This is a genomic window from Azoarcus sp. TTM-91 (assembly GCF_012911025.1).
Taxonomy (GTDB): domain Bacteria; phylum Pseudomonadota; class Gammaproteobacteria; order Burkholderiales; family Rhodocyclaceae; genus Azoarcus.
On record NZ_WUEI01000029.1, the window covers coordinates 12,529 to 33,637 of the forward strand.

Annotated in this window: 13 protein-coding genes; 3 read left to right on the forward strand and 10 right to left on the reverse strand. The window is 66.2% G+C overall.

Translation table 11 applies throughout. The features are described from left to right. From ettA to GRF61_RS10555, 4 genes are all read right to left on the reverse strand, one after another. Nucleotides 1-1,665, reverse strand: coding sequence for an energy-dependent translational throttle protein EttA (gene ettA, locus GRF61_RS10540; protein WP_169150613.1), 1,665 nt, complete (start codon nt 1,663-1,665; stop codon nt 1-3). A 101-nt stretch (nt 1,666-1,766) separates the two neighbouring features. Next, the gene (locus GRF61_RS10545; protein WP_169150614.1) at nt 1,767-3,509 is read right to left on the reverse strand and encodes an ABC transporter transmembrane domain-containing protein; all 1,743 of its coding nucleotides are present in this window, start codon (nt 3,507-3,509) and stop codon (nt 1,767-1,769) included. Nucleotides 3,510-3,594: 85 nt separating this feature from the next. Next, nucleotides 3,595-6,261: an EAL domain-containing protein gene (locus GRF61_RS10550; protein WP_169150615.1), complete on the reverse strand. Its 2,667-nt coding sequence runs from the start codon at nt 6,259-6,261 to the stop codon at nt 3,595-3,597. Next, nucleotides 6,258-7,310: a cytochrome-c peroxidase gene (locus tag GRF61_RS10555; RefSeq protein ID WP_169150616.1), complete on the reverse strand. Its 1,053-nt coding sequence runs from the start codon at nt 7,308-7,310 to the stop codon at nt 6,258-6,260. The genes GRF61_RS10550 and GRF61_RS10555 overlap by 4 nt, the downstream gene beginning before the upstream one ends. 181 nt (nt 7,311-7,491) lie before the next feature. Between GRF61_RS10555 and GRF61_RS10560 the strand changes: the two genes are divergently transcribed. Continuing rightward, a complete protein-coding gene (locus GRF61_RS10560) occupies nt 7,492-9,447 on the forward strand; it encodes a CHASE domain-containing protein (protein ID WP_169150617.1) in 1,956 nt (651 codons plus the stop codon). Nucleotides 9,448-9,579: 132 nt separating this feature from the next. Here GRF61_RS10560 and GRF61_RS10565 read toward each other — a convergent pair whose 3' ends face one another. Next, nucleotides 9,580-10,356: a ferredoxin--NADP reductase gene (locus GRF61_RS10565; RefSeq protein ID WP_169150618.1), complete on the reverse strand. Its 777-nt coding sequence runs from the start codon at nt 10,354-10,356 to the stop codon at nt 9,580-9,582. Between the two features lie 106 nt (nt 10,357-10,462). Between GRF61_RS10565 and GRF61_RS10570 the strand changes: the two genes are divergently transcribed. Continuing rightward, on the forward strand, nt 10,463-11,389 hold the full coding sequence (locus tag GRF61_RS10570) for a LysR family transcriptional regulator (protein WP_169150619.1): 927 nt from the start codon (nt 10,463-10,465) through the stop codon (nt 11,387-11,389). A gap of 76 nt (nt 11,390-11,465) precedes the next feature. Here GRF61_RS10570 and GRF61_RS10575 read toward each other — a convergent pair whose 3' ends face one another. Next, nucleotides 11,466-14,096, reverse strand: coding sequence for a glycosyltransferase (locus GRF61_RS10575; RefSeq protein ID WP_169150620.1), 2,631 nt, complete (start codon nt 14,094-14,096; stop codon nt 11,466-11,468). Nucleotides 14,097-14,360: 264 nt separating this feature from the next. Here GRF61_RS10575 and GRF61_RS10580 point away from each other — a divergent pair, with 264 nt between their 5' ends. Then, nucleotides 14,361-14,804 carry a hypothetical protein gene (locus GRF61_RS10580; RefSeq protein WP_348982381.1) on the forward strand — a complete coding sequence of 148 codons (444 nt, stop codon included), beginning with the start codon at nt 14,361-14,363 and terminating at the stop codon, nt 14,802-14,804. Here the strand turns inward: GRF61_RS10580 and GRF61_RS10585 are convergent. From GRF61_RS10585 to gcvT, 4 genes are all read right to left on the reverse strand, one after another. Further along, on the reverse strand, nt 14,700-16,319 hold the full coding sequence (locus GRF61_RS10585) for a beta-1,6-glucan synthase (RefSeq protein WP_169150621.1): 1,620 nt from the start codon (nt 16,317-16,319) through the stop codon (nt 14,700-14,702). The genes GRF61_RS10580 and GRF61_RS10585 overlap by 105 nt on opposite strands. 144 nt (nt 16,320-16,463) lie before the next feature. Next, nucleotides 16,464-19,367, reverse strand: a complete 2,904-nt coding sequence (gene gcvP, locus GRF61_RS10590) for an aminomethyl-transferring glycine dehydrogenase (RefSeq protein ID WP_169150622.1) — start codon at nt 19,365-19,367, stop codon at nt 16,464-16,466. Nucleotides 19,368-19,449: 82 nt separating this feature from the next. Continuing rightward, on the reverse strand, nt 19,450-19,833 hold the full coding sequence (gene gcvH / locus GRF61_RS10595) for a glycine cleavage system protein GcvH (protein WP_169150623.1): 384 nt from the start codon (nt 19,831-19,833) through the stop codon (nt 19,450-19,452). A gap of 53 nt (nt 19,834-19,886) precedes the next feature. Beyond that, nucleotides 19,887-20,978, reverse strand: coding sequence for a glycine cleavage system aminomethyltransferase GcvT (gene gcvT, locus GRF61_RS10600; RefSeq protein WP_169150624.1), 1,092 nt, complete (start codon nt 20,976-20,978; stop codon nt 19,887-19,889). Between the last annotated feature and the right edge of the window lie 131 nt (nt 20,979-21,109).

The window sequence follows — 21,109 nt, forward strand, 5'->3', positions numbered from 1 at the left end:
TCAGCGGCTGATCGGCTTGTAGCGGATGCGCTTGGGCTTGGCGCCTTCCTCGCCCAGGCGCTTCCTCTTGTCTTCCTCGTATTCCTGGTAGTTGCCGGCGAAGAAGGTCCATTGCGAATCGCCTTCCGCTGCCAGGATGTGGGTGCAGATGCGGTCCAGGAACCAGCGGTCGTGGGAGATGATCATGGCGCAGCCGGCGAACTCCAGCAGGGCGTCTTCCAGCGCGCGCAGGGTTTCCACGTCGAGGTCGTTGGAGGGTTCGTCCAGCAGCAGCACGTTGCCGCCGGCGATCAGCGTCTTCGCCAGGTGCAGGCGGCCGCGTTCGCCGCCGGAGAGGTTGCCGACGATCTTCTGCTGGTCGCCGCCCTTGAAGTTGAAACGGCCGATGTAGGCGCGGCTGGGCATCTCGAAGCGGCCGACGGTGAGGATGTCGGCGCCCTCGGAAATCGCTTCGAACACCGTCTTGTCGTTGGCCAGGCCTTCACGCGACTGGTCCACCGCGGCGATCTTCACCGTGGAACCGATCACCACCTCGCCGCTGTCCGGCTTGTCCAGGCCCTGGATCATCTTGAACAGGGTGGATTTACCGGCGCCGTTGGGGCCGATGACGCCGACGATGGCCCCCGGCGGCACCGAGAAGCTCACCTTGTCCATCAGCAGCTTGTCGCCGAAAGCTTTGCTGACGTCGTGGAACTCGATGACCTTGTCGCCCAGGCGCTCGCCCGGCGGAATGAAGATTTCCTGCGTTTCGTTGCGCTTCTGATATTCGACGGTGGTCATTTCCTCGTAGCGCGCCAAACGGGCCTTGGACTTGGCCTGGCGGGCCTTGGGGTTGGAGCGCGCCCATTCCAGCTCGGTTTTCATCGCCTTCTGGTGTGCGGCTTCCTGCTTGGCTTCCTGCGCCAGGCGCTCGCCCTTCTGCTCCAGCCAGGAGGAGTAGTTGCCCTTCCAGGGAATGCCGTGGCCGCGGTCCAGTTCCAGGATCCATTCGGCGGCGTTGTCGAGGAAGTAGCGGTCGTGGGTGACGGCCACCACGGTGCCGGGGAAGCGGGTGAGGAACTGCTCCAGCCAGTCCACCGACTCGGCGTCCAGGTGGTTGGTGGGTTCGTCCAGCAGCAGCATGTCCGGCCGCGAGAGCAGCAGCTTGCACAGGGCGACGCGGCGCTTCTCGCCACCGGAGAGATTGCCGATCTGTGCGTCCCAGGGGGGCAGGCGCAGGGCGTCGGCGGCGATCTCCATCTGGGTTTCGACGTCGCTGCCGGCGGCCGAAAGGATGTTCTCGTACCTGGCCTGCTCTTCGGCCAGCTTGTCGAAGTCTGCGTCCGGCTCGGCGTAGGCGGCGTAGATCTCTTCCAGCTTCTGGCGGGCTTCGACGATCTCGCCCAGGCCGGACTCCACCTCTTCCTTCACCGTCTTGGCCGGATCGAGCTCCGGCTCCTGCGGCAGGTAGCCGATGCGCTGGCCGGCCAGGTGCTGAACCTCGCCGTCGAACTCCTTGTCCGCACCGGCCATGATGCGCAGCACGGTGGTCTTGCCCGAGCCGTTGAGGCCGAGCAGGCCGATCTTGGCGCCGGGGAAGAAGGACAGGGAAATATCCTTGATGATCTGCCGCTTGGGCGGAACGATCTTGGATACGCGAAGCATCGACATTACATACTGGGCCATGGGATCTCGTCGTCGAGGAATGACATGAAGGCGCGAGTCTACCCGAGGCCGGCGCCCTTGGTCACGGCCGCCGCCGCGGGCCGGAGGCGTGGGCGGCGGCCTTAGGCGGTGAATTGCAGCCGGGCGAGGTGGGCGTAGAGGCCGTCGCGGGCGACCAGTTCGGCGTGGGTGCCGGTCTCGACGATGCGGCCGTGCTCCATGACCACGATGCGGTCGGCGCGCTGCACGGTGGCCAGGCGGTGGGCGATCACCAGGGTGCTGCGCCCGCGCATCAGGCTGGCGAGGGCGTCCTGGACCATCCGCTCGCTCTCGGCGTCCAGCGCCGAGGTGGCTTCATCCAGCAGCAGCACCGGGCGGTTGGCGAGAATGGCGCGGGCGATGGCGAGGCGCTGGCGCTGGCCGCCGGACAGGCGTACGCCGCGTTCGCCGAGCTGGCTGTGGTAGCCGTCGGGCAGGCGGAGGATGAATTCGTCGGCATGGGCAGCCGCGCAGGCGGCTTCGACCTCGGCCTCGCTGGCCTGCGGCGCGGCGTAGCGGACGTTGTCCAGCACGCTGGCGGCGAAGATCACCGGCTCCTGCGGCACCAGCGCGATGCGGCCGCGCACCGCCGCCGGGTCGGCCTCGGGCAGGCTGACGCCGTCCAGCCGCACGCTGCCGCTATCCGGGTCATAGAAGCGCAGCAGCAGCTGGAATACGGTGCTCTTGCCGGCGCCGGAGGGGCCGACCAGGGCGACGCTTTCGCCCCGTTGCACGGTGAGGCTGAAGTCGCTCAGGGCGGCGGCGTCCGGCCGGGATGGGTAGCGGAAGTTCACCGCGTCGAACTCGATCAGCCCGCTGGCCGGCTCGGGCAGGCGACGCGGCTGAGGCGGGGCGGCGATGTCCGGCTGCGCGTCCAGGATGTCGCGCAGTCGTTCGGTGGCGCCGGCGGCGCGCTGCAGGTCGCCCCACACTTCCGACAGCGCGCCGACGCTGCCGGCGACCAGCGCCGCATAGAAGACGAAGGCGGAGAGCTGGCCGGCGGTGATGCGGCCCTCCAGCACGTCATGGCCGCCTATCCACAGGATGACGGCGACGGCACCGAACACCAGCACCATGACCACCACCACCAGCGCGGCGCGCTGGCGGATGCGGCGGCGGGCGGTGGCGAAGCCGCGCTCCACCAGCCCGGCGAACTCGCGGCGGTCGGCGTCCTCATGGCCGTAGGCCTGCACCACGCGGATCTCGTGCACCGTTTCGTCGATGCGGTTGCCGAGATCGGCGATGCGGTCCTGGCTCTCGCGCGAAAGCTGCCGCACCTTGCGGCCGAAGACGATGATGGGCGCCACCACCAGCGGCACGCCGGCCAGCGTCATCAGCGTGAGCTTGAGGCTGGTGGTGAACAACATCACCAGCCCGCCGACCAGCAGCAGGGAGTTGCGCAGCGCGATCGACAGCGCCGAGCCGATCACGTTTTCGATCTGGGTAGTGTCGGAGGTGATGCGGGAGATCACCTCGCCGGTGCGGCCGGCCTCGAACCAGGAGGGTGGCAGGCTGAGCAGGTGGTTGAACACGCGCTGGCGCAAGTCGGCGGTGACGCGCTCGCCCAGCCAGGAAACGTTGTAGAAGCGTACCCAGGTGGCGATGGCGAGCAGGGCGATGAGGCCGAACATCACCGCCAGGCTGCGATCCAGCCAGCCGGGATCGCCGGTGGAGAAACCCTGGTCTATCACCGTGCGCAGGCCCTGGCCCACCGCCAGCATGGTCAGCGCGGCGACGACCAGGCCGCAGCCGGCGAAAACGACGCGCAGGCGGTAGGGGCAAAGCAACTCGGAAAACAGCTTGGTCGAGGTGTTCTCGGGGGGCATCGCGGCGCTCCGGAAAGGACGCGCCATTGTACGGCTTTCGCGGAAAGGGCCTGTTTACGCGGTCCGGCGGCCGGCGGAGGCGCTTCTAGGCGGCGATGGACTCGCCCGCTCCCTGGGCAGCGGGCGGCGTCTGCAGGCTCGCCAGCGAGGCGGCGAAATCCTCCGCCGCCTGCGGCCGGCCGAACAGGAAACCCTGCAGCAAGTCGCAGCCCTGGCGGGTCAGGAAGTCCCGCTGGTACTCGGTTTCCACCCCTTCGGCAACAACCTGCTGGCCAAGGTTGTGGGCAAGGGCGATGACCGCCGCGGCGATCTCGCCATCCTCGCCGCCCTCGCGGATGTCGTGGACGAAGCTGCGGTCTATCTTCAGCGTCTGCACCTGGAAGCGCTTGAGGTAGGCGAGCGAGGAATAGCCTGAGCCGAAGTCGTCTATCGCCAGGCTGACGCCCATGGCGCGCAGCTGGGCGAGGATGTGCACCGTGCGGTCGGCGTCGCGCATCAGCATTGTTTCGGTGAGCTCGAGTTCCAGCAGGTGGGCGGGCAGATCGTTGGCGTTGAGCGCTTCACGGACGAGGGCGACGATGTCCTGATGCACGAATTGCTGGGCGGAGAGGTTTACCGCCACCGGCACCAGCATCCGGCCCTCCTCCTGCCAGGCGCGCAGTTGGCGGCAGGTCTCGCGGATCACCCATTCGCCGATGGGTACGATGAGGCCGGATTCTTCCGCCACCGGAACGAAGCGGCCGGGCGAGAGCAGGCCCAGTTCTGGATGCTGCCAGCGCAGCAGCGCTTCGGCGGCGACCACCGCATGGCCGCGGGCGCAGACCTTGGGTTGGTAGTGCAGCCGCAGTTCGCCGCGCTCCAGTGCGCCGCGCAGCTGGTTCTCCAGCAGCAGTTCGCCCAGCGAGGCGGTGTTCATGTCGGCGGAGTAGAACTGGAAGCCATTGCGGCCGTCGTCCTTGGCACGGTACATGGCGGTATCGGCATTGCGCAGCAGCACCGACTCGTTCTGGCCATCTTCCGGGTAGAGAGCGATGCCGACGCTGCCGGTCACCGTCAACGCGTGCGGGCCGAGCTGGAAGGGCGAGGCCAGGGCGGAGAGCAGCTTGCGCGCGATCATCGCCGCGTCCTGCGCGTGCTCCAGCTCGGGTAGCACGATGACGAACTCGTCGCCGCCCTGGCGCGCCACGGTGTCGGTGTCCCGCACTGCGCCCAGGCAGCGCTGGGTGACCTGGATCAGCAGCGCGTCGCCTACCTCGTGACCGAGGGTGTCGTTGATGGTCTTGAAGCGGTCGAGGTCGAGGAAGAGCACTGCGGCGCGGCGCTTGTCGCGGCGCGACTGCAGGATGGCCTGGTTCAACCTGTCCTGCAGCAGCAGGCGGTTGGGCAGGCCGGTGAGGGCGTCATGATTGGCCAGGTGGCGGATGCGCGCCTCGGTCTGTTTGCGCTCGGTGATGTCGGAAAAAATGCCGATGTAGTGCGTCGGCGTGCCCTCCGCATCCCGCACCGCGGTGATGGACAGCCATTCCGGATACACGTCGCCGCTCTGCCGCCGGTTCCAGATTTCGCCCTGCCATTGGCCGCGCCGCGCCAGCGTGGCCCACATGTCGCGGTAGAAGCCGGCATCCTGGCGGCCCGAGCTCAGCAGCTTGGGCGTCTGGCCGATGACCTGGGCGGGGGCGAAACCGGTGATGCGGGAGAAGGCCGGATTCACCGCGACGATGCGGGATTCGGCATCGGTGATGGTCATGCCTTCGGTGGCGTTGGTGAATACGGTGGCGTAGAGGTGAAGTTCCTCCTGGGTTTGGCGCAGCGTGGCGATGCGGTCCTGCAGGTTCTGATTCGCCCGCACCAGGGCGCGGCTGGCGCGGCCCAGGCGGGCAATCACGATGGCGAGGTAGGCGGCCAGTACCAGCGCGGCGACGAAGAGTAGCACCCGGTGTACATGCGCACGAAGGGCGCCATGGCTGTAGCCCTCGTTGTAGAGCCCGACCATGCGTTCGCCGGCTTCCGCCGTGGGCAACTCCAGGATGTCGCGTACCGCGGAGTCGACGATGGGCTTGCGCTCGAGGATAACGTTGGCATGGGCGAGCAGGTTGCGCAGGCGGGGGGCCTGGGGGTACTCCGGGTCGGCGGCCATCTGTTGCAGGTGCCCCAGGCTGAGTACCAGTTGCTGAGCGAGGTCGGCGTCGCCATTGAGGGCGTAGGTGGTGACGCCGCGGGCGAAGATGCCGATCTCCCGCGAAAGAGCCGGCGGGGCGGCGCCTTCGCTGATGAAGTTCTGGATGGCGGCGGGGAAGTAGGCCTGCGAGTTGCGCAGGATGGCGACTTCGCGCTGATAGCGGTCTATCGCTTCCGCCTTGAGCGCTGCCAACCGGCGGTATTCGGCCAGCGTGTCCAGCAGGCGGGCGCCGTCGATCGCGGTAAGGTAGGCCGGCGGTGCGCCTATGGCCTGCAGCGTGGCCTGCTGGGTGGTGAGGGTGCGGGAGAGGGTGTCGAAATCCCGATGCAGGGCCAGGCGGTTGGCCAGGGTGGCGGCGTTGAGCTGCACGTCGCCCTGGCGCAGCTTGTCCAGCGCGCGGGTGTAGTGCTGGTGCTCTTCCACCGAAACCGAGTCTGCCCCGGCGAAGAGCCAGCCCAGCACCGCCGCCGCGAGCAGGGCGAGCAGCAGGCTGCGCAGCAGGCGCAGGTAGTCGGCCTTGTCACGCGGCGGCGGGGTGTCGCCGGCCGCTTGCAGCTGACCGCGAAGGCTCATCGTATGGCCTCGCCGCGCAACTGGCCGGTGAGGCTGTTGAGGAAGGCGATGAGCACCCTGCGGTCCTCGACGCTGAGTTCGCGGCCGAGCTGGTACCAGGCCATCACCACCACCGCTTCGTCCAGCGTGGCGGCGGAGCCGTCGTGGAAGTAGGGCGCGGTCAGGGCGATGTTGCGCAGGCTGGGGACCTTGAAGACGTGCCGGTCTTCCTCCCGGCCGGTGACGGTGAAGCGGCCCAGGTCGGCGTCTTCCACCGCCCGCTGGCGCGCGGCGAAGTAGTCGCCCATGACGCCGAAGCGCTGGAACATGTTGCCGCCAATGTTGATGCCTTGGTGGCAACTTGCACAACCGTAGTCCTTGAAGCGCTGGTAGCCCTCGCGCGCGTCCTCGCCGATGGCGTCATGCTCGCCGCGCAGGTAGCGGTCGAACGGGGCGTCGGGGGTGATCAGGGTGCGTTCGAACTGGGCCAGTGCGTCTGCCACCGTGGCCGGCGTGATGCCCGCGGGGTAGAGCAGGTTGAAGCGTTCGTGGTAATCGCGGTCGGCGGTGAGGCGGGCAATGACGTCCATCCAGTTGGAGGCCATTTCCAGCGGATTGGTCAGCGGACCGCTGACCTGCTCTTCCAGCGTCGCCGCCCGGCCATCCCAGAACTGGACGACGTTGAATGCACTGTTCAGCACCGTCGGCGTGTTGATCGTGCCCACCGCGCCAGCGACGCCGATGGAGCGCGCCCGGCGGTCGGTGCCGCCTTGGTTCAGCGGATGGCAGCTGGCGCAGGAAATGGTGTGATCGCGGGAGAGTATCGGGTCGTGGAACAGCCTTTCGCCGAGGGCGGCCTTGCTGGTATCCACTTCGACGCTGCGAGGCAGCGGAGAGAGCGGTTCGGTGCGGCGCATGCCCTCGGTAAGGGCGGTGGTGGCCTTGCGACTGTTTTCCTCGGGGGCGCCGCGCCAAGTGAGCGACAGCAGCAATCCCGCCGACAAAGCGATCAAGCCCGCCACGGTGAGCGGCGGGAGCAGGGAGGAGAAGCTGCGTTTCACGGCCGGCATGGTATAGCGGCGGTGCGGGGCGGCATTGAGCATGGTCAAGGAATGGGGAAGTCCCTGTCATTCGGCCGCCGGATGGGAATTGACGCTCTCGCCCGCCGGAGCGGATGATCGCTGCCACGCGGTCTTGCGCCTGCGGGTGGCGTGAGGCATGGAGGTGTCCCTGCACGGAGGTCTTCTTCCTATGCCTGTCACGATGGATGCTTCGGGTGGCGCTGCAGGACACAAGCCGGCCGGCGCGCTGGGCGTGACATCGGCGATGCTGGCTTTCGTGCTCCTCGCTGCCTGGCTGGCCTGGGGGGCGCTTGAGCAGCGCAAGGAAGCTGCGCTGCAGCAGCGCCTGCAGGCAGAGGCCAACGGGATCGCGCTCAAAGTCGAGGAGCGTTTTCGCGGATACCGCCAGGTTCTGCGCGGCGCGCGCGCTCTCTATATGGCGTCCGATTCGGTGGAAGGCCGCGAATGGGCGGAGTATGTCGCCGGACTGACGTTGAGCGAGGATTACCGCGGCATCCAGGGTGTAGGCTTCAGCCGCTGGCTGACCCCGGCGGCGCGGCTTGAGCTGGAAGCCCGCATGCAAGCGGATGGCCTCACCGGCTACAGGGTGTGGCCGGCTGGGGAGCGGGAGCACTATTCCGCCATTGTTGCATTGGAGCCCCAGGATCGGCGCAACAGGCGGGCACTCGGCTTCGACATGTTTTCAGACCCCACGCGGCGCGAGGCGATGACGCGGGCGGTTGAAGTGAGTGAAGGCGCATTGAGCGGGCCGGTCGTCCTGGTCCAGGAGGACGGCGTCGCCCAGCAGCGTGGCGTGCTGCTCTATCTCGCGGTGTTTCGTGGCGGCGTCAAGGCAAACGACACCATAAGCCGTTGGCAGGAACTGCAGGGCTGGGTCTACAGCCCGTTCCGGATGGATGACCTGATGGAAGGGGCCCTGGGCCGCTTCACCAGCGACATGCGCGTGCGTGTGCGGGACCTTTCCCCCGGCTCCCAGCCCGCCTTGCTGTTCGACAGTGAACCGGACGCCAGCGACGAGGCCGGCGCTCTGCGCTATGAGCGCCGCCTGGTGCTCGGCGGGCGGGAGTGGCTGCTCGAGTTTTCCGCCCGGCCGGATTTCTCCGCGGGAGAGCGTCCGCTGGTCGAACTAGGCGTCATCGTGCTGATCGGGGGCTTGCTGCTGGTGGTGACCTGGTCGCTGGCGGTTACCCGGGCCCGGGCGCGGGCGCTGGCGATCGTTTCCGGCTCGCTGCGACAGCGGGAGGCGCAGTACCGGGCCATCGTCAATCTTTCCCATGAGGGGATCGCCACGGTGGATCAGGACGGGCGACTCACCTATGTGAATCCGCGCCTCGCCGAAATGTTGCGGCAGCCGGCGGACAAGCTGCGCGGAGGCTCGTTCTGCCGTTATTGCCCGGACTTGTGCAATGAACCCGTCAGCGAGAGGGCAGAGCGGCTGCGTCAGGGCAACGGCCGCAGCCTGGAGATGGAACTCGAGAGGGAAGATGGCAGCCAGCTCACCGTGCTGGTCTCGGACGCCCCCTTGGTGGACGCCGATGGCCGGCTGAACGGCGCGACGCTGATGGTGGTGGATATCACCGAACGCAAGGCGTCGGAGCGCCGGATCAACCATCTCGCCACGCATGATGGCCTGACCGACATCGCGAACCGGGCCCGCTTCGAGGAATTGCTGGGCGAGGCCATCGTTCGTGCCGCCCGCTACCGGCACAGCTTCGCACTTCTCTTCGTCGACCTCGATCACTTCAAGGAGGTAAATGACAGCCACGGTCACCTGGTGGGCGATGCGCTGCTGGTCGAGGCGGTGAAGCGGATGAAAATTTGCCTGCGCGCCAGCGATACGCCGGCAAGGCAAGGCGGCGACGAGTTCGTGGTGCTGCTGCCGGAAACGAAATCGCTGCAGGATGCGGAGAGGGTGGCTGAAAAAATACGGGTTGAACTTGCACGGCCTTTCGAGGTGGAGGGCCGCAGGCTCAACATTTCGTCCAGCATAGGTGTGGTGTTCTACCCGGAGCATGGTGGTGATGCGGATACCTTGCTGCGGCACGCTGATGAAGCGATGTACCAGGCCAAGTCCGCCGGACGCGATCGTGTCGTCGTCTATGGCGCTGACAGTGAGAAAGCCTAGTGTTTCGGGAGCGCGTGGCTGTCCTTCCGAAGTCAGGTGTTTCAGGCCGAGGAAGGCGGCGAAGTCGACGCAGAAGGCCACGCGGCTATGCCAGCGTGGCCTTCTGCCTGAGCCAAGAACAGGCCCTTGGGATTACTTCTCGACGAAGGCGCGTTCGATCACATAGTCGCCCGGCTCGCCAATGCGCTTGGAGACCTTGAAGCCGCGGCCATCCAGCAGGTCGCAGCAGTCCTTCAGCATCGCCGGGCTGCCGCAGATCATGGCGCGGTCGGTTTCCGGGTTCAGTCGCGGCAGACCGATCTCATCGGTCAGCTTGCCGGAATCCAGCAACTGGGTCAGGCGACCGGTGTTGCGGAAGGGCTCCCGCGTTACCGTGGGGTAGTAGATCAGCTTTTCCTTCACCGCCTCGCCGAAGAATTCGTTCTCCGGCAGGGTCTTGGTGATGAAGTCGGCGTAGGCCAGTTCGGAGACATAGCGCACGCCGTGGATCAGCACCACTTTCTCGAAGCGTTCGTAGGTTTCCGGATCCTGGATCACGCTCATGAAGGGCGCCAAGCCGGTGCCGGTGGAAAGCAGGTACAGGTTCTTGCCCGGGTTCAGATCGTGCAGCACCAGCGTGCCGGTAGGCTTCTTGCTCACGACGATGGCATCGCCTTCGCGCAAGTGCTGGAGGCGGGAGGTCAGCGGACCGTTGGGCACCTTGATGCTGAAAAACTCCAGGTGCTCTTCGTAGTTGGGGCTGGCGATACTGTAGGCGCGGGTGAGCGGGCGGCCGTCGACTTCCAGGCCGATCATCACGAACTGACCGTTTTCGAAGCGCAGGCCGGGATCGCGGGTGGTGCGGAAGCTGAAAAGGGAGTCGTTCCAGTGATGGACGCTGAGAACACGTTCCTGGAGCAGGTTGCTCATGATGGACCTATGAAGTAGCGGACGGAATTCGGTTAGTAGGGATTTTAAATGCGAAGCTTTAGCGATTAGTTGGATAATTTCTATAAAGCTAATAAGTTCGGTGAATATGCGATACACCCTGCGCCAACTCGAGGCCTTCGTGGCCATTGCCCGCAACGAGAACGTTTCCCGCGCTGCGGAGGCCCTCAGCCTTTCCCAGTCGGCGACTAGCAATGCCTTGGCGGAACTGGAGAATCAGTTCGATCAGCGGCTTTTTGACCGCCATGGCCGCCGCCTGAAGCTGAACGAACAGGGCCGGCTGCTGCTGCCGCGGGCGGTGGAGTTGCTGGACCGCGCGCAGGAGATCGAAGCACTTTTGAGCGGCGAGCGCGGCCTAGGCAGTCTGAAGGTGGGGGCGACGCTGACGGTTGGCAACTACCTTGTTCCCCTGATCGCGGCCAATTTCCTGCAGCGTCACCCTGAAAGCCGCGTTCAGCTTCAGGTGCATAACACGGCTACCATTGTCGGCCTGGTCGCCCGTTACGAGATCGACATCGGACTGGTCGAAGGCGCAGTCAGCGATCCGGAGGTTGAAGTCGCGCCGTGGGTGGAGGACGAACTCGTGGTCTTCTGCGCGCCGTCCCATCCGCTTGCCAAGCACAAGACCGCGAGCCTGGCCGAACTGGCGGACGAGCACTGGATTCTGCGCGAGCGCGGGTCGGGCACCCGGGAAACCCTCGAGCAGGCACTACGTCGCGCCAAACATGGCATGACTGTCAGGCTGGAACTGGAGCATACCGAGGCGGTTAAAAGAGCAGTGGAAAGCGGGTTGGGCATAGGTTGCATCTCTCGGCTCGCGCTGCGGGACGCGTTCCGCCGCGGCAGCTTGGTGCCGCTGGAGACCCCGGAGCTGGACCTCGAACGTTGTTTCCAGTTCGCCTGGCACAAGGGCAAGTACCACACCGCGGCTATACGTACCTTTCTGGAGGAGTGCAGGGCGATGACTGCCGGAGCGCATCGCAGCCATGAGATCCGGCTACCCTTCGTGCCTTGATGCCGGGAATCAGCCCGCATGCAAAAGGGCCATGCCCGCGAGGGCATGGCCCTTTCCCTTTCAGCACAGGGGCACCTCAGCTCTTGCCGGTTTCCAGCTTGCCGACGATGCCGCCCGGGGCTTGGGCAGGCATTGGCTTTTCGGGCATGTAGGCCGCGATCTGGCACGCGATGGCGGCGACGTAGGGAATGCACTGCAGGCAGAGGATGCCCACCCACAACTGGGTTTCCAGGTCGTTGGCTCCGCGCAGGGCGACCAGAGAGAAGGCGGCCAGTAGCAGGGCGACCAGCATGCCGATCTCCTCCCGGATGGGGCCGAAGAAGGCGAGGGCTCCTTGGGCACGCCAGCCCTTGGGCGTGCGCACAAACACGCCCTTCTTCTTCACCAGGCCGGTAAATACGCCGCGGGCAATGGCATGGGCGAGTCCCACCGACAGCACCGAGGCGCCGAGGATGTCCTTCCACGGGCAGTCCATGGTGCGGCGGTAGAGGATGGGCCCCAACGCCGCCTTGAAGGCCATGAAGCCGAGGATAGGCATGGCCAGCGCCGTAACCGGCAGACCGAAGGATTTGGGGAAGGCTAGGATGCCCAACGTCCACGCCAGGCTGCCGAAGGCGAAGACGAGTTGCAGCGCGTCGCCGAACCAGGCGAACCAGCCGGTGAGAAAGTGGTAGCGCTGCGCCAGGTTGAGGTTGCTGCGGCCCAGCATTTGCGGCAGGTGAGCCTTCAGGATCTGCATCGCGCCGAAAGCCCAGCGGAAGCGCTGGCTCTTGATCGCGGCGAAGTCGGACGGCGTCAGCCCCCGGCCCATGATGTGGTCCACATAGCGGGTGTCGTAGCCCTTCTCGATCAGGCGCAGGCCCAGTTCAGTGTCCTCGCAGATGCACCATTCGGACCAGCCACCTACCTCTTCCAGTGCCAGCCGGCGAACCAAGGTCATGGTGCCGTGCTGGATCAGGGCGTTGCGCTCGTTGCGATGGTGCATGCCGATGCGGAAGAAGCCGTCGAACTCCCAGTTGCACATGCGGCGGAAGGGTTGGTTCTCCCAGTCGCGGTGGGCTTGCGGCGCTTGGACGACGGCGACGTCCGCCTTGTCGAAGTGCGGAATCAGCGCGGCCAGCCACTCCGGATCGACCACGTAGTCGGCATCTACCACGCCCACGACCTCGGCTCGCGGATCGGTCATCTTCAGGCCGTAATTCAGCGCGCCAGCCTTGAAGCCCGGCCAGTTCTCCAGGTGGAAGAAGCGGAAGCGCGGGCCGAGTTCGGCACAACGCTTCTCCAGCGGGCGCCACAGCGCCTCGTCGGTGGTGTTGTTGTCCAGGATCAGGACTTCAAAATTGTTGTAGTCCAGCTTGGCCAGGCTATCGATGGTGGCGATCACCATCTCCGGCGGTTCGTTGTAGCAGGCCAGGTGGATGGAGACGAAAGGCTGCTGGTCGGATGCATGCGGTGGCAGCGGCATGAACCGGCGCTGCCATTTCTGCTTGAACAGCATCTCGCCGAACTCGAAGCCGTGGGACAGGAGTACCGCTGCCGTCATGCCGGTCGCGCCTATCAGCAAGGCCAGGCCGACGAGATCGCGCTGTGTCAGGTAGTAATCGACGGGAACGTTGAGGCCGACGATGAGGGTGGAAACGCAGGCCTGGATCAGTGCGGCGAGGAATACCCGGCCGAAGACGCTCCAGTCGCTGAGAAAGAAAATGACCAGGAACATCGGCAAGAAGGCCAACACGCCGGCGTTGCTTGCTTTCTTCGCCCAGTGCGGATCGCGCTCCACCAGGCCTTCGAGGGCGAACTTGGGCTCCCGGTCGGCATTGAACATGCCCCAGTAAGCGCCCGCCCAGCCTTCCACATCCACCTTCCACGGCTGGTCGATGGCTTCCATGATGAAGTAGTCCAGCCGCGGAGTACGCGGGTCGGCCAGGAATTCGCGGATGAAACGCGCTTCGTTGTCCAGTGAGGGGACTGCGGCGCCGATGACCGGGCCACGGCTGGGCCAGCCGATTTCACCGATGACGATCTTCTTCTTCGGGAAGGCCTTCACCAGTTCGTCGTAGCGCTGGAAGGCATATTCCACGGCTGCTTCCACCGGTACGCCCTCGTGGTAAGGCAGCAGATGCACGGTGATGTAGTCGACATGCTTGACCAGTTCTGGATTACGCAGCCAGACGTGCCAGGGTTCGGCCGAGGAAACCGGCTTGCGCAGCGCCTTGCGCACGCGATCCAGATAGCCGATGAGTTCGGGGATGCTGACGTCGCCTCGCAACACCGACTCGTTGCCGACCATGACGCGCTCGACGTGGCGCATCTTCTTCGCCGCCTCGATCAGCGCGGCGATCTCGCGCTCGTTTTTCTCCTTGTCCCGGTCCAGCCAGGCGCCGGCGGTGACCAGCAGGTCGCGGTCGCCGGCGAGGTCCAGCAGTTCCGGCGTGTCGAGCATGCCGTAGGTCCGCAGGCCGTAGGAGGATTTGCCCAGCAGGTCCAGGTCGGAACCCAACTGTTCGGCGGTGGGGTAGGTTCCACGCAGCGGGCTCTGGTCGCGCTGGAAACCGTTGTAGGCATAACCCTTGATGCTCTGGTTGGTGCCGATGAACTCGGAACCCCGGTTGAAATGCTCCCAGATCCAGTACTGGGCGAAAGCGACCAGGGTGGCGAGGGCGAACGCAATGGCCAGGCGATAGGTAAGCGAGGCGGCGTTTTTCATGTGGCGCTTCTAGTCCGATCAATGGGCCGTTGGCCCGAGATTGCAAGTATGGTTCATCGATTGCAGCGTGCTGGCGACAGAATGCGCACCCGCTCGCGGAAATCCACTCACCGTTGCCGGTGTGACAGAATTCACGCTCGCCATATGAGCCATGTGCGGCGCATTTTATTCGTTATTTCAAGCTGTTATGGAAAATGTTGCAACGCGATTTGCAACAGGACATGTGGCCGGTCTAGAGCAACTGATTTGTAAGGGAAAAGATACGTGCTCCGTAATTGTTTGTTGAAATATGTGCCGGGTTCGGTACTGATGCTGGGGCTGCTGGTTCTCGCCGCTGCGCTTGGAACACGGTATGGCCTGCTCGAGAATGGCGTGCTGCCGCATGAGTGTGGCGCCACGTACGGCGAGAGCATCTGGAGTGCCTGCGGCTTCAAGTGGGCACTGGTGCAGTCCTTTCTGCAACAGCGCATGGGGTGGACGAGTCTGGCTCTGGGCGTAATGGCTTTTGTCTTCTCATGCCGGCGTGCGGCGTGGGGAGGCTGGCTGATCGGCCTGGCAGGGCTGGTGCTCTACAGCTATGACTATGCGGCAGTCGGTGCCTTGTTATCCCTTCTGGTCCTTGCCCGCGGCGTTGAACAGCACCGGCAAGGCGAAGACAAGGCCGGTGATCAGCCAGCAGATCGCCTGGAGGTTGGCAGGCTCGCTTGACCAGCGCAGCACCACGCAGACGGCGACGAGGGCGGCGCATATGCGTTCTGCCCTCGCGGCTTGAGCCTGACGCAGGCTGAGTGCGCCGAACATCAAGGCGGGCACGAGGTAGAGCAGGCTCGGGAAGTCGCGGTAGCGCGGATCGGCGAACAGCAGCGTTGCGGCGATGGCGGCGGCAAACAGCAATACGCCGCGCAGCAACCCCAACCGGGCCGCGCAGTCCATCGCCCGCGGGGTCTCCCGCTGCATACGCCAGGCCTGGGCGGCGGAGGGCAGGGGCTGCCCGCGCCATTGGGTGAGCAGCAGCACGCTCAGGCTGCCCAGCGCGGCGATACCGCCGAGCAAGCCCCATTCGAGCGGATTGCGATAAGCGAGCAGTGCGTGCTCCGCATGAAGCACCGCGACAAGCCCAGCGACCGCGCCGATGGCGGCGAGCGCCGCCAGCCGGACCCCGGCGTCCTCATCCCGATGGCGCAGGGCGAGTAACAGGCAGAGCGTCGCACCGATGAGCGCGCCCGCCAACGGCGGCAGCAGGCTGCTGCGCTCCTGCACCGGTCCGGCAAGCGGGAATTTTGGCTGTAGATGGGTCGCATCCAGCATGCCCCAGTACCCACCCACAGTGCCTTCGAGCGCCCGCTTCCAGGGCTGGTCTATGGCTTCGATGAGGTTGTAGTCCCACCCCTGGTCGTGGGCCTGGTGGACGAACTCGCGGATGTAGCGCGCCTGATTGACCGCCGACGGTAGCGATTCCTCGCGCTGCCGGCCGGCGCTGGGCCAGCCGGTTTCGCCGATCAGGATGGGCTTGCCGGCGAAGTGCTTACCTACCTGTTGGCGGATATCGGCGACGTGGGCCAGGGCGTGTTCGATATCGACGGGCTCGTCCTCCCAGAACGGCAGGATGTGCACCGTGACGAAGTCCACTTCCTTGGCCAAGCTGTCGTGCCGCACCCAGAACTCCCAGACGTCCGCATAGGTGACCGGCACCTTGGCGTGCGCCTTGGCGTGGGCGATCAGTGCCCGCATCTCGTCCTCGGTGCGTTCCCGTCGCAGCAGCACCTCGTTGCCTACGATCAGCGCGCGGACGACGTCGGCATTGGCGTTGGCCAGTTCGATCGCCCTGTCGAGTTCGACCGCGTTCTTTTCCTTCTCGAAGCCGATCCAGGTGCCCAGCAATACCTTCAGCCCGACTTCCCGCGCAATCTCCGGTACCGCGTCCAGCCCCTGGTTGATGGCATAGAGCCGCACGCAATCGGTGACCTTGGCCAGCGCGGCGAGGTCGGCGGCGATCTGCTCCCTGGGGATGACCAGTTTTAGGTCGAAGGGCGTCTGCCCGGGCCGGTGGTAGGGCGCGTAGGAAACGCACTTGAGCTTTTCCCCCTCGGCCAGATGCAGGTCGTGCATGGCGACAGGGCGGGTCTGCAGGAAGACCCAGGCGAGCAGTCCGGCGAGGACGAGCAGATGAATGGAAAGGAGCGCGTACCAGAGCTTGCGGTTGGACGGACGTGCTTGAGTCATGGGTGTTGTGCGTAGGCTCTTGGGGGAATTGCGTCGTCCCTGCGCATGAAAAAGCCACGCCCTCGGCGTGGCTTGATTGCAGGACGGCGCATTCTAACCGGAGTGAGCAGCGATGCGGTTTTCAGCGGCGGGAGGCAGTCGGCCTCAGCCCCCGTAGGCTGACGGCGACGGGCAACTGCATTGCAGGTTGCGATCGCCATAAACGTCGTCGATCCGGTTCACAGTCGGCCAGAACTTGTTGTCGGCTATCCAGGGCAGGGGGAAAGCGGCAACGCGGCGACTGTAGGGATGAGCCCAGCTGTCGTCGGCGAGGTCTGCCTGGGTGTGCGGGGCGTTGCGCAGAGGGTTGTCGTCCGCTGGCCAGGCGCCGCTCTCGATTTCGCGGATCTCATGGCGGATGGAGATCATGGCCTCGATGAAGCGTTCCAGCTCGCCCAGACTCTCCGACTCGGTCGGCTCGACCATGATGGTGCCAGGAACCGGGAAGGACATGGTCGGCGCATGGAAGCCGTAGTCCATCAGCCGCTTGGCGATGTCCACCTCGCTGATGCCGGAAGCCGCCTTCAGCGGCCGGATGTCCAGAATGCACTCGTGGGCAACGCGGCCCTGGCTGCCGGTGTAGAGCACCGGGTAGTGCGGCGCCAGCCGATGGGCGATGTAATTGGCGTTGAGGATGGCGACCGCGCTCGCCTGGCGCAGGCCGTCTGCACCCATCATGGCGATGTACATCCAGGAGATGGGCAGGATGCTGGCGGAGCCGAAAGGCGCAGCCGATACGGCTCCCTGGCCGCGATTGGCACGCGCGGCATCGCCGGTGGCGGCCAGCACATGGTCGGGCAGGAAGGGCGCGAGGTGAGCCTTGACACCGATGGGACCCATGCCCGGCCCGCCGCCGCCGTGGGGGATGCAGAAGGTCTTGTGCAGGTTCATGTGGGAGACGTCGGCGCCGATGGCCGCCGGGGCGCTCAGGCCCACCTGGGCGTTCAGGTTGGCTCCGTCCATGTAGACCTGGCCGCCGTGGGCATGCACCAACTCGCAGATTTCGCGGATGGACTCCTCGAACACGCCGTGGGTGGAGGGGTAGGTGATCATCAGCGCCGAGAGCCGCTCCGCGTGCTGAGCGAGCTTGGCGCGCAGATCGGCCAGGTCCACGTTGCCCTGCGGGTCGCAATCGACCACCACCACTTGCATACCGCACATCTGCGCGGTGGCCGGGTTGGTGCCGTGAGCGGAGCGCGGGATCAGGCAGACGTCGCGCCGGGTCTCGCCGCGGCTGGCCTGGTAGCGTCGGATGGCGACGAGGCCAGCGTACTCGCCCTGTGCGCCGGAGTTGGGCTGCATGCTGATGGCGTCGAAGCCGGTGATCGCGCGCAGGGCGGCGGACAGGCTGGCGATCAGGTCACGGTAGCCGGCAGCCTGTTCGGCCGGGGCGAAGGGATGGAGCGCGGCGAAGGCCGGCCAGCTCACCGGCATCATCTCGCTGGCGGCGTTCAGCTTCATGGTGCAGGAGCCCAGCGGAATCATCGAGTGGTCCAGCGCCAGATCGCGGTTTTGCAGGCGCTTGAGGTAGCGCAGCATTTGGTGTTCGGCGTGGTGGCTGTTGAACACCGGGTGGGAAAGCGGGGCGTCGGTGCGCAACAGGGCGGCGGGGAGGAAACGGTCTTCGTTGCGCTGCGCGTCCAGCGTGGCGACATCGGCAGTAGCGCCGAAGACCTTCAGCAGCGCAGCGACGTCGGCCAGGGTGACGGTTTCATCGACTGCGATGGCAAGGGCCTCGTCCGACACCCGGCGCAGGGTGTAGCCGGCCTGTTCGCAGGCGGTGAGCAGCGCGTTGCTGCGGGTCCCACTGCGGATCACCAGGGTGTCGAAGAAGTGGGTCGAGCCCAACTCGAAGCCTGCTTGCTGCAGGCCGAGGGCGAGTATTCCGGCAAGGCGGTGGATGCGGCCGGCAATGGCTTGCAGCCCGGCCGGGCCGTGATAGATGGCGTAGAAGGCAGCCATATTGGCCAGCAGCACCTGCGAGGTGCAGATGTTGGAGTTGGCCTTCTCCCGGCGGATGTGCTGCTCCCGGGTCTGCAGCGTCATCCGCAGCGCCTGCTTGCCACGGCTGTCGCGGGAGACGCCGATGATGCGTCCCGGCATGGCGCGCACGTAGGCCTGACGGGTGGCGAAGAAGGCGGCATGCGGTCCACCGTAGCCCATGGGCACGCCGAAGCGCTGCGCCGATCCGAGGGCGATGTCTGCGCCGAGTGCGCCTGGCGGCTGCAGCAGCACCAGCGCCATCAGGTCGCTGGCGACCGCAGTGATGGCGCCGTTTGCCTTCAGTGCGGAGAGGCTGGGGCTCAGCTCAGGGATGCCGCCGTCCACGCCCGGGTATTGGAACAGGGCGCCGAATACCGCATGGCGGGCGGCTTCGCTTGCCGGCCCGACGATCAGCTCGAAGCCGAAACCCTGGGCGCGGGTGCGCAGTACGTCCACGGTCTGCGGAAAGCAGTTTTCGTCTACGAAGAAGGCGCAGGAGTCGGCCTTGGACAGGCGCCTGGCCATCGCCATCGCCTCGGCAGCGGCGGTGGCCTCGTCCAGCAGCGAGGCGTTGGCGAGGTCCAGGCCGGTGAGATCACTCACCATCTGCTGGAAATTCAGCAGCGCCTCCAGCCGTCCCTGGGCAATTTCCGCCTGGTAAGGGGTGTAGGCGGTGTACCAGCCGGGGTTCTCGAAGACGTTGCGCTGGATGACAGGCGGCGTCAGCGTGCCGTAGTAGCCCAGGCCGATCAGCGGTTTCTTCGGCCGGTTGCGGCTGGCGATCTCGCGCAGGCGTTCCAGCGCCTGGTGTTCGGTGAGCGCCGCGGGCAGATCCAGCGGCGCTTGCAGGCGGATGTCGGCGGGCACCGTCTGGGCGATCAGCTCGTCCAAGTCGGCGACGCCGAGCTCGGCGCACATGCGGGCGATTTCGGCAGCGTCCGGGCCGATGTGGCGACGGGCGAAGACGTCTTCCTGCCCCAAGTGGGCTAGGGGGGTGTCGAACTGGGCGGCGAGCGGGTGGGCCATGGGGACGTATCCGATATACGTTTGACTGCGCGGCGGCGTCCGGTCCGCCGCGCTGCCACGGCCGGGCCGGCGTGGGGAGGGCTTACTCGGCGATGGAGGCGCTGTAGCCTGCGGCGTCCAGCAGGGCGTCGAGCTGGGCGGGGGCGTCCGGCCGGAGCTTGAACAGCCAGGTGGCGTAGGCGTCGGCGTTCACGCTCTCCGGCGCATCGACCGCGGCGCTGTTGTTGGCGACGACCTCGCCGCTTACCGGCGCGTAGATGTCGGACGCCGCCTTCACCGATTCGATGACCGCGCAGCTTTCGCCGGCTGCGACCTTGCGGCCGACTTCCGGCAGTTCCAGGAAGACGACGTCGCCAAGCGCTTCCTGGGCATGGTCGGTGATGCCGACGGTGAGGGTGCCGTCCGTTTCGCTGCGGACCCATTCGTGGCTGGCGGCATACTTCAGGTTATCGGGCAGGTTGCTCATGGGAACTCCAATAGAGGCAAGGGTTGATACGGGATGCTTCGATCGCGCGTCGCTCAGATAAGCGCCTCGCCATTGCGTACGAAGGGCAGTTTCACCACCCGGGCCGGCAGCAGCTTGCCGCGCACATCCACGCTGACCCGGTCGCCGGGCTCGACATCCAGCGGCAGGCGGGCGAAGGCAATGGCCTTCTCCAGCGTGGGCGAAAAGCTGCCGCTGCTGGTTTCACCGGCTCCGGCGTCGGTATGAACCGGCATGTGGGCACGCAGCACGCCGGGTGCTTCGAGTACCAGGCCAAGCAGGCGTTTGGTTGCGGGATTGCGCGCGAGGGCCTCGCGGCCGACGAAGTCGCGGCTCTCGTCGCGCAGGTCCACCGTCCAGGCCAGGCCGGCATCCAGCGGGCTGACGCTCTCGTCCATGTCCTGGCCGTAGAGGTTCATGCCGGCTTCGAGACGCAGGGTGTCGCGGGCACCCAGGCCGCAGGGGGCGATGCCGGCGGCGGCCAGTGCCTGCCAGGCGGTGGCTGCCTCGGCGGCAGGCAGGGCGAGTTCCAGGCCGTCTTCGCCGGTGTAGCCGGTGCGGCCGATGAAGGCCTCGCCAACCCGGGTGCCGACGAAAGGGGCGAGGACCATGGTGGCCTCGCGGAGCTGGGGCAGGGCGGTGCCGAACAGTTCGCGGGCCTGCGGCCCCTGGACCGCGATCATCGCCAGGTCCCGCCGGCCCTGGAGGGTGACGTTGGCGCCGGCCGCGGCGATGCGGCTGCGCATCCACGCGAGGTCTTTGTCGGCGGTGCCGGCGTTGACGACCAGGCGGTAGTCGTCATCGGCCAGGCGATAGACGATGAGGTCGTCGATGACGCCCCCGTTCTTGTTCAGCATGCAGCTGTAGAGGGCCTTGCCCGGTTGCCGCAGGCGTGCCACGTCGTTGGCGAGCAGCTGGCGCAGGAAGGGAGTGGCGTCGGTGCCGGTGAGGTCCAGCGCCAGCATGTGGGAGACGTCGAACATGCCGGCCCTGCGGCGCACCGCATGGTGCTCGGCGATCTGGGAGCCGTAGTTCACCGGCATGTCCCAGCCAGCGAAATTCACCATGCGGGCACCGGCGGCGAGGTGTTGATCGTGCAGGGGCGTGAGTCTGGCAGGGGCATTCATGGACGAGTCTCCGACAGGCACGATGTAAACGAAAAAAGGGGGCGGCCCGGCTGGTCGCCGGTTTCGCCCCCATCTGTCCTTGTACCTGAGAGATTCCGCAGCCGGCCGGCGTTCGCCGCTACCCCGCGGGT

Excerpts from the sequence above, each read along its gene's own strand:
- ettA (WP_169150613.1), bottom strand. The coding sequence starts at position 1,665 with ATGGCCCAGTATGTAATGTCGATGCTTCGCGTATCCAAGATCGTTCCG.
- GRF61_RS10545 (WP_169150614.1), bottom strand. The coding sequence starts at position 3,509 with ATGCCCCCCGAGAACACCTCGACCAAGCTGTTTTCCGAGTTGCTTTGC.
- GRF61_RS10550 (WP_169150615.1), bottom strand. The coding sequence starts at position 6,261 with ATGAGCCTTCGCGGTCAGCTGCAAGCGGCCGGCGACACCCCGCCGCCG.
- GRF61_RS10555 (WP_169150616.1), bottom strand. The coding sequence starts at position 7,310 with ATGCCGGCCGTGAAACGCAGCTTCTCCTCCCTGCTCCCGCCGCTCACC.
- GRF61_RS10560 (WP_169150617.1), top strand. The coding sequence starts at position 7,492 with ATGCCTGTCACGATGGATGCTTCGGGTGGCGCTGCAGGACACAAGCCG.
- GRF61_RS10565 (WP_169150618.1), bottom strand. The coding sequence starts at position 10,356 with ATGAGCAACCTGCTCCAGGAACGTGTTCTCAGCGTCCATCACTGGAAC.
- GRF61_RS10570 (WP_169150619.1), top strand. The coding sequence starts at position 10,463 with ATGCGATACACCCTGCGCCAACTCGAGGCCTTCGTGGCCATTGCCCGC.
- GRF61_RS10575 (WP_169150620.1), bottom strand. The coding sequence starts at position 14,096 with ATGAAAAACGCCGCCTCGCTTACCTATCGCCTGGCCATTGCGTTCGCC.
- GRF61_RS10585 (WP_169150621.1), bottom strand. The coding sequence starts at position 16,319 with ATGACTCAAGCACGTCCGTCCAACCGCAAGCTCTGGTACGCGCTCCTT.
- gcvP (WP_169150622.1), bottom strand. The coding sequence starts at position 19,367 with ATGGCCCACCCGCTCGCCGCCCAGTTCGACACCCCCCTAGCCCACTTG.
- gcvH (WP_169150623.1), bottom strand. The coding sequence starts at position 19,833 with ATGAGCAACCTGCCCGATAACCTGAAGTATGCCGCCAGCCACGAATGG.
- gcvT (WP_169150624.1), bottom strand. The coding sequence starts at position 20,978 with ATGAATGCCCCTGCCAGACTCACGCCCCTGCACGATCAACACCTCGCC.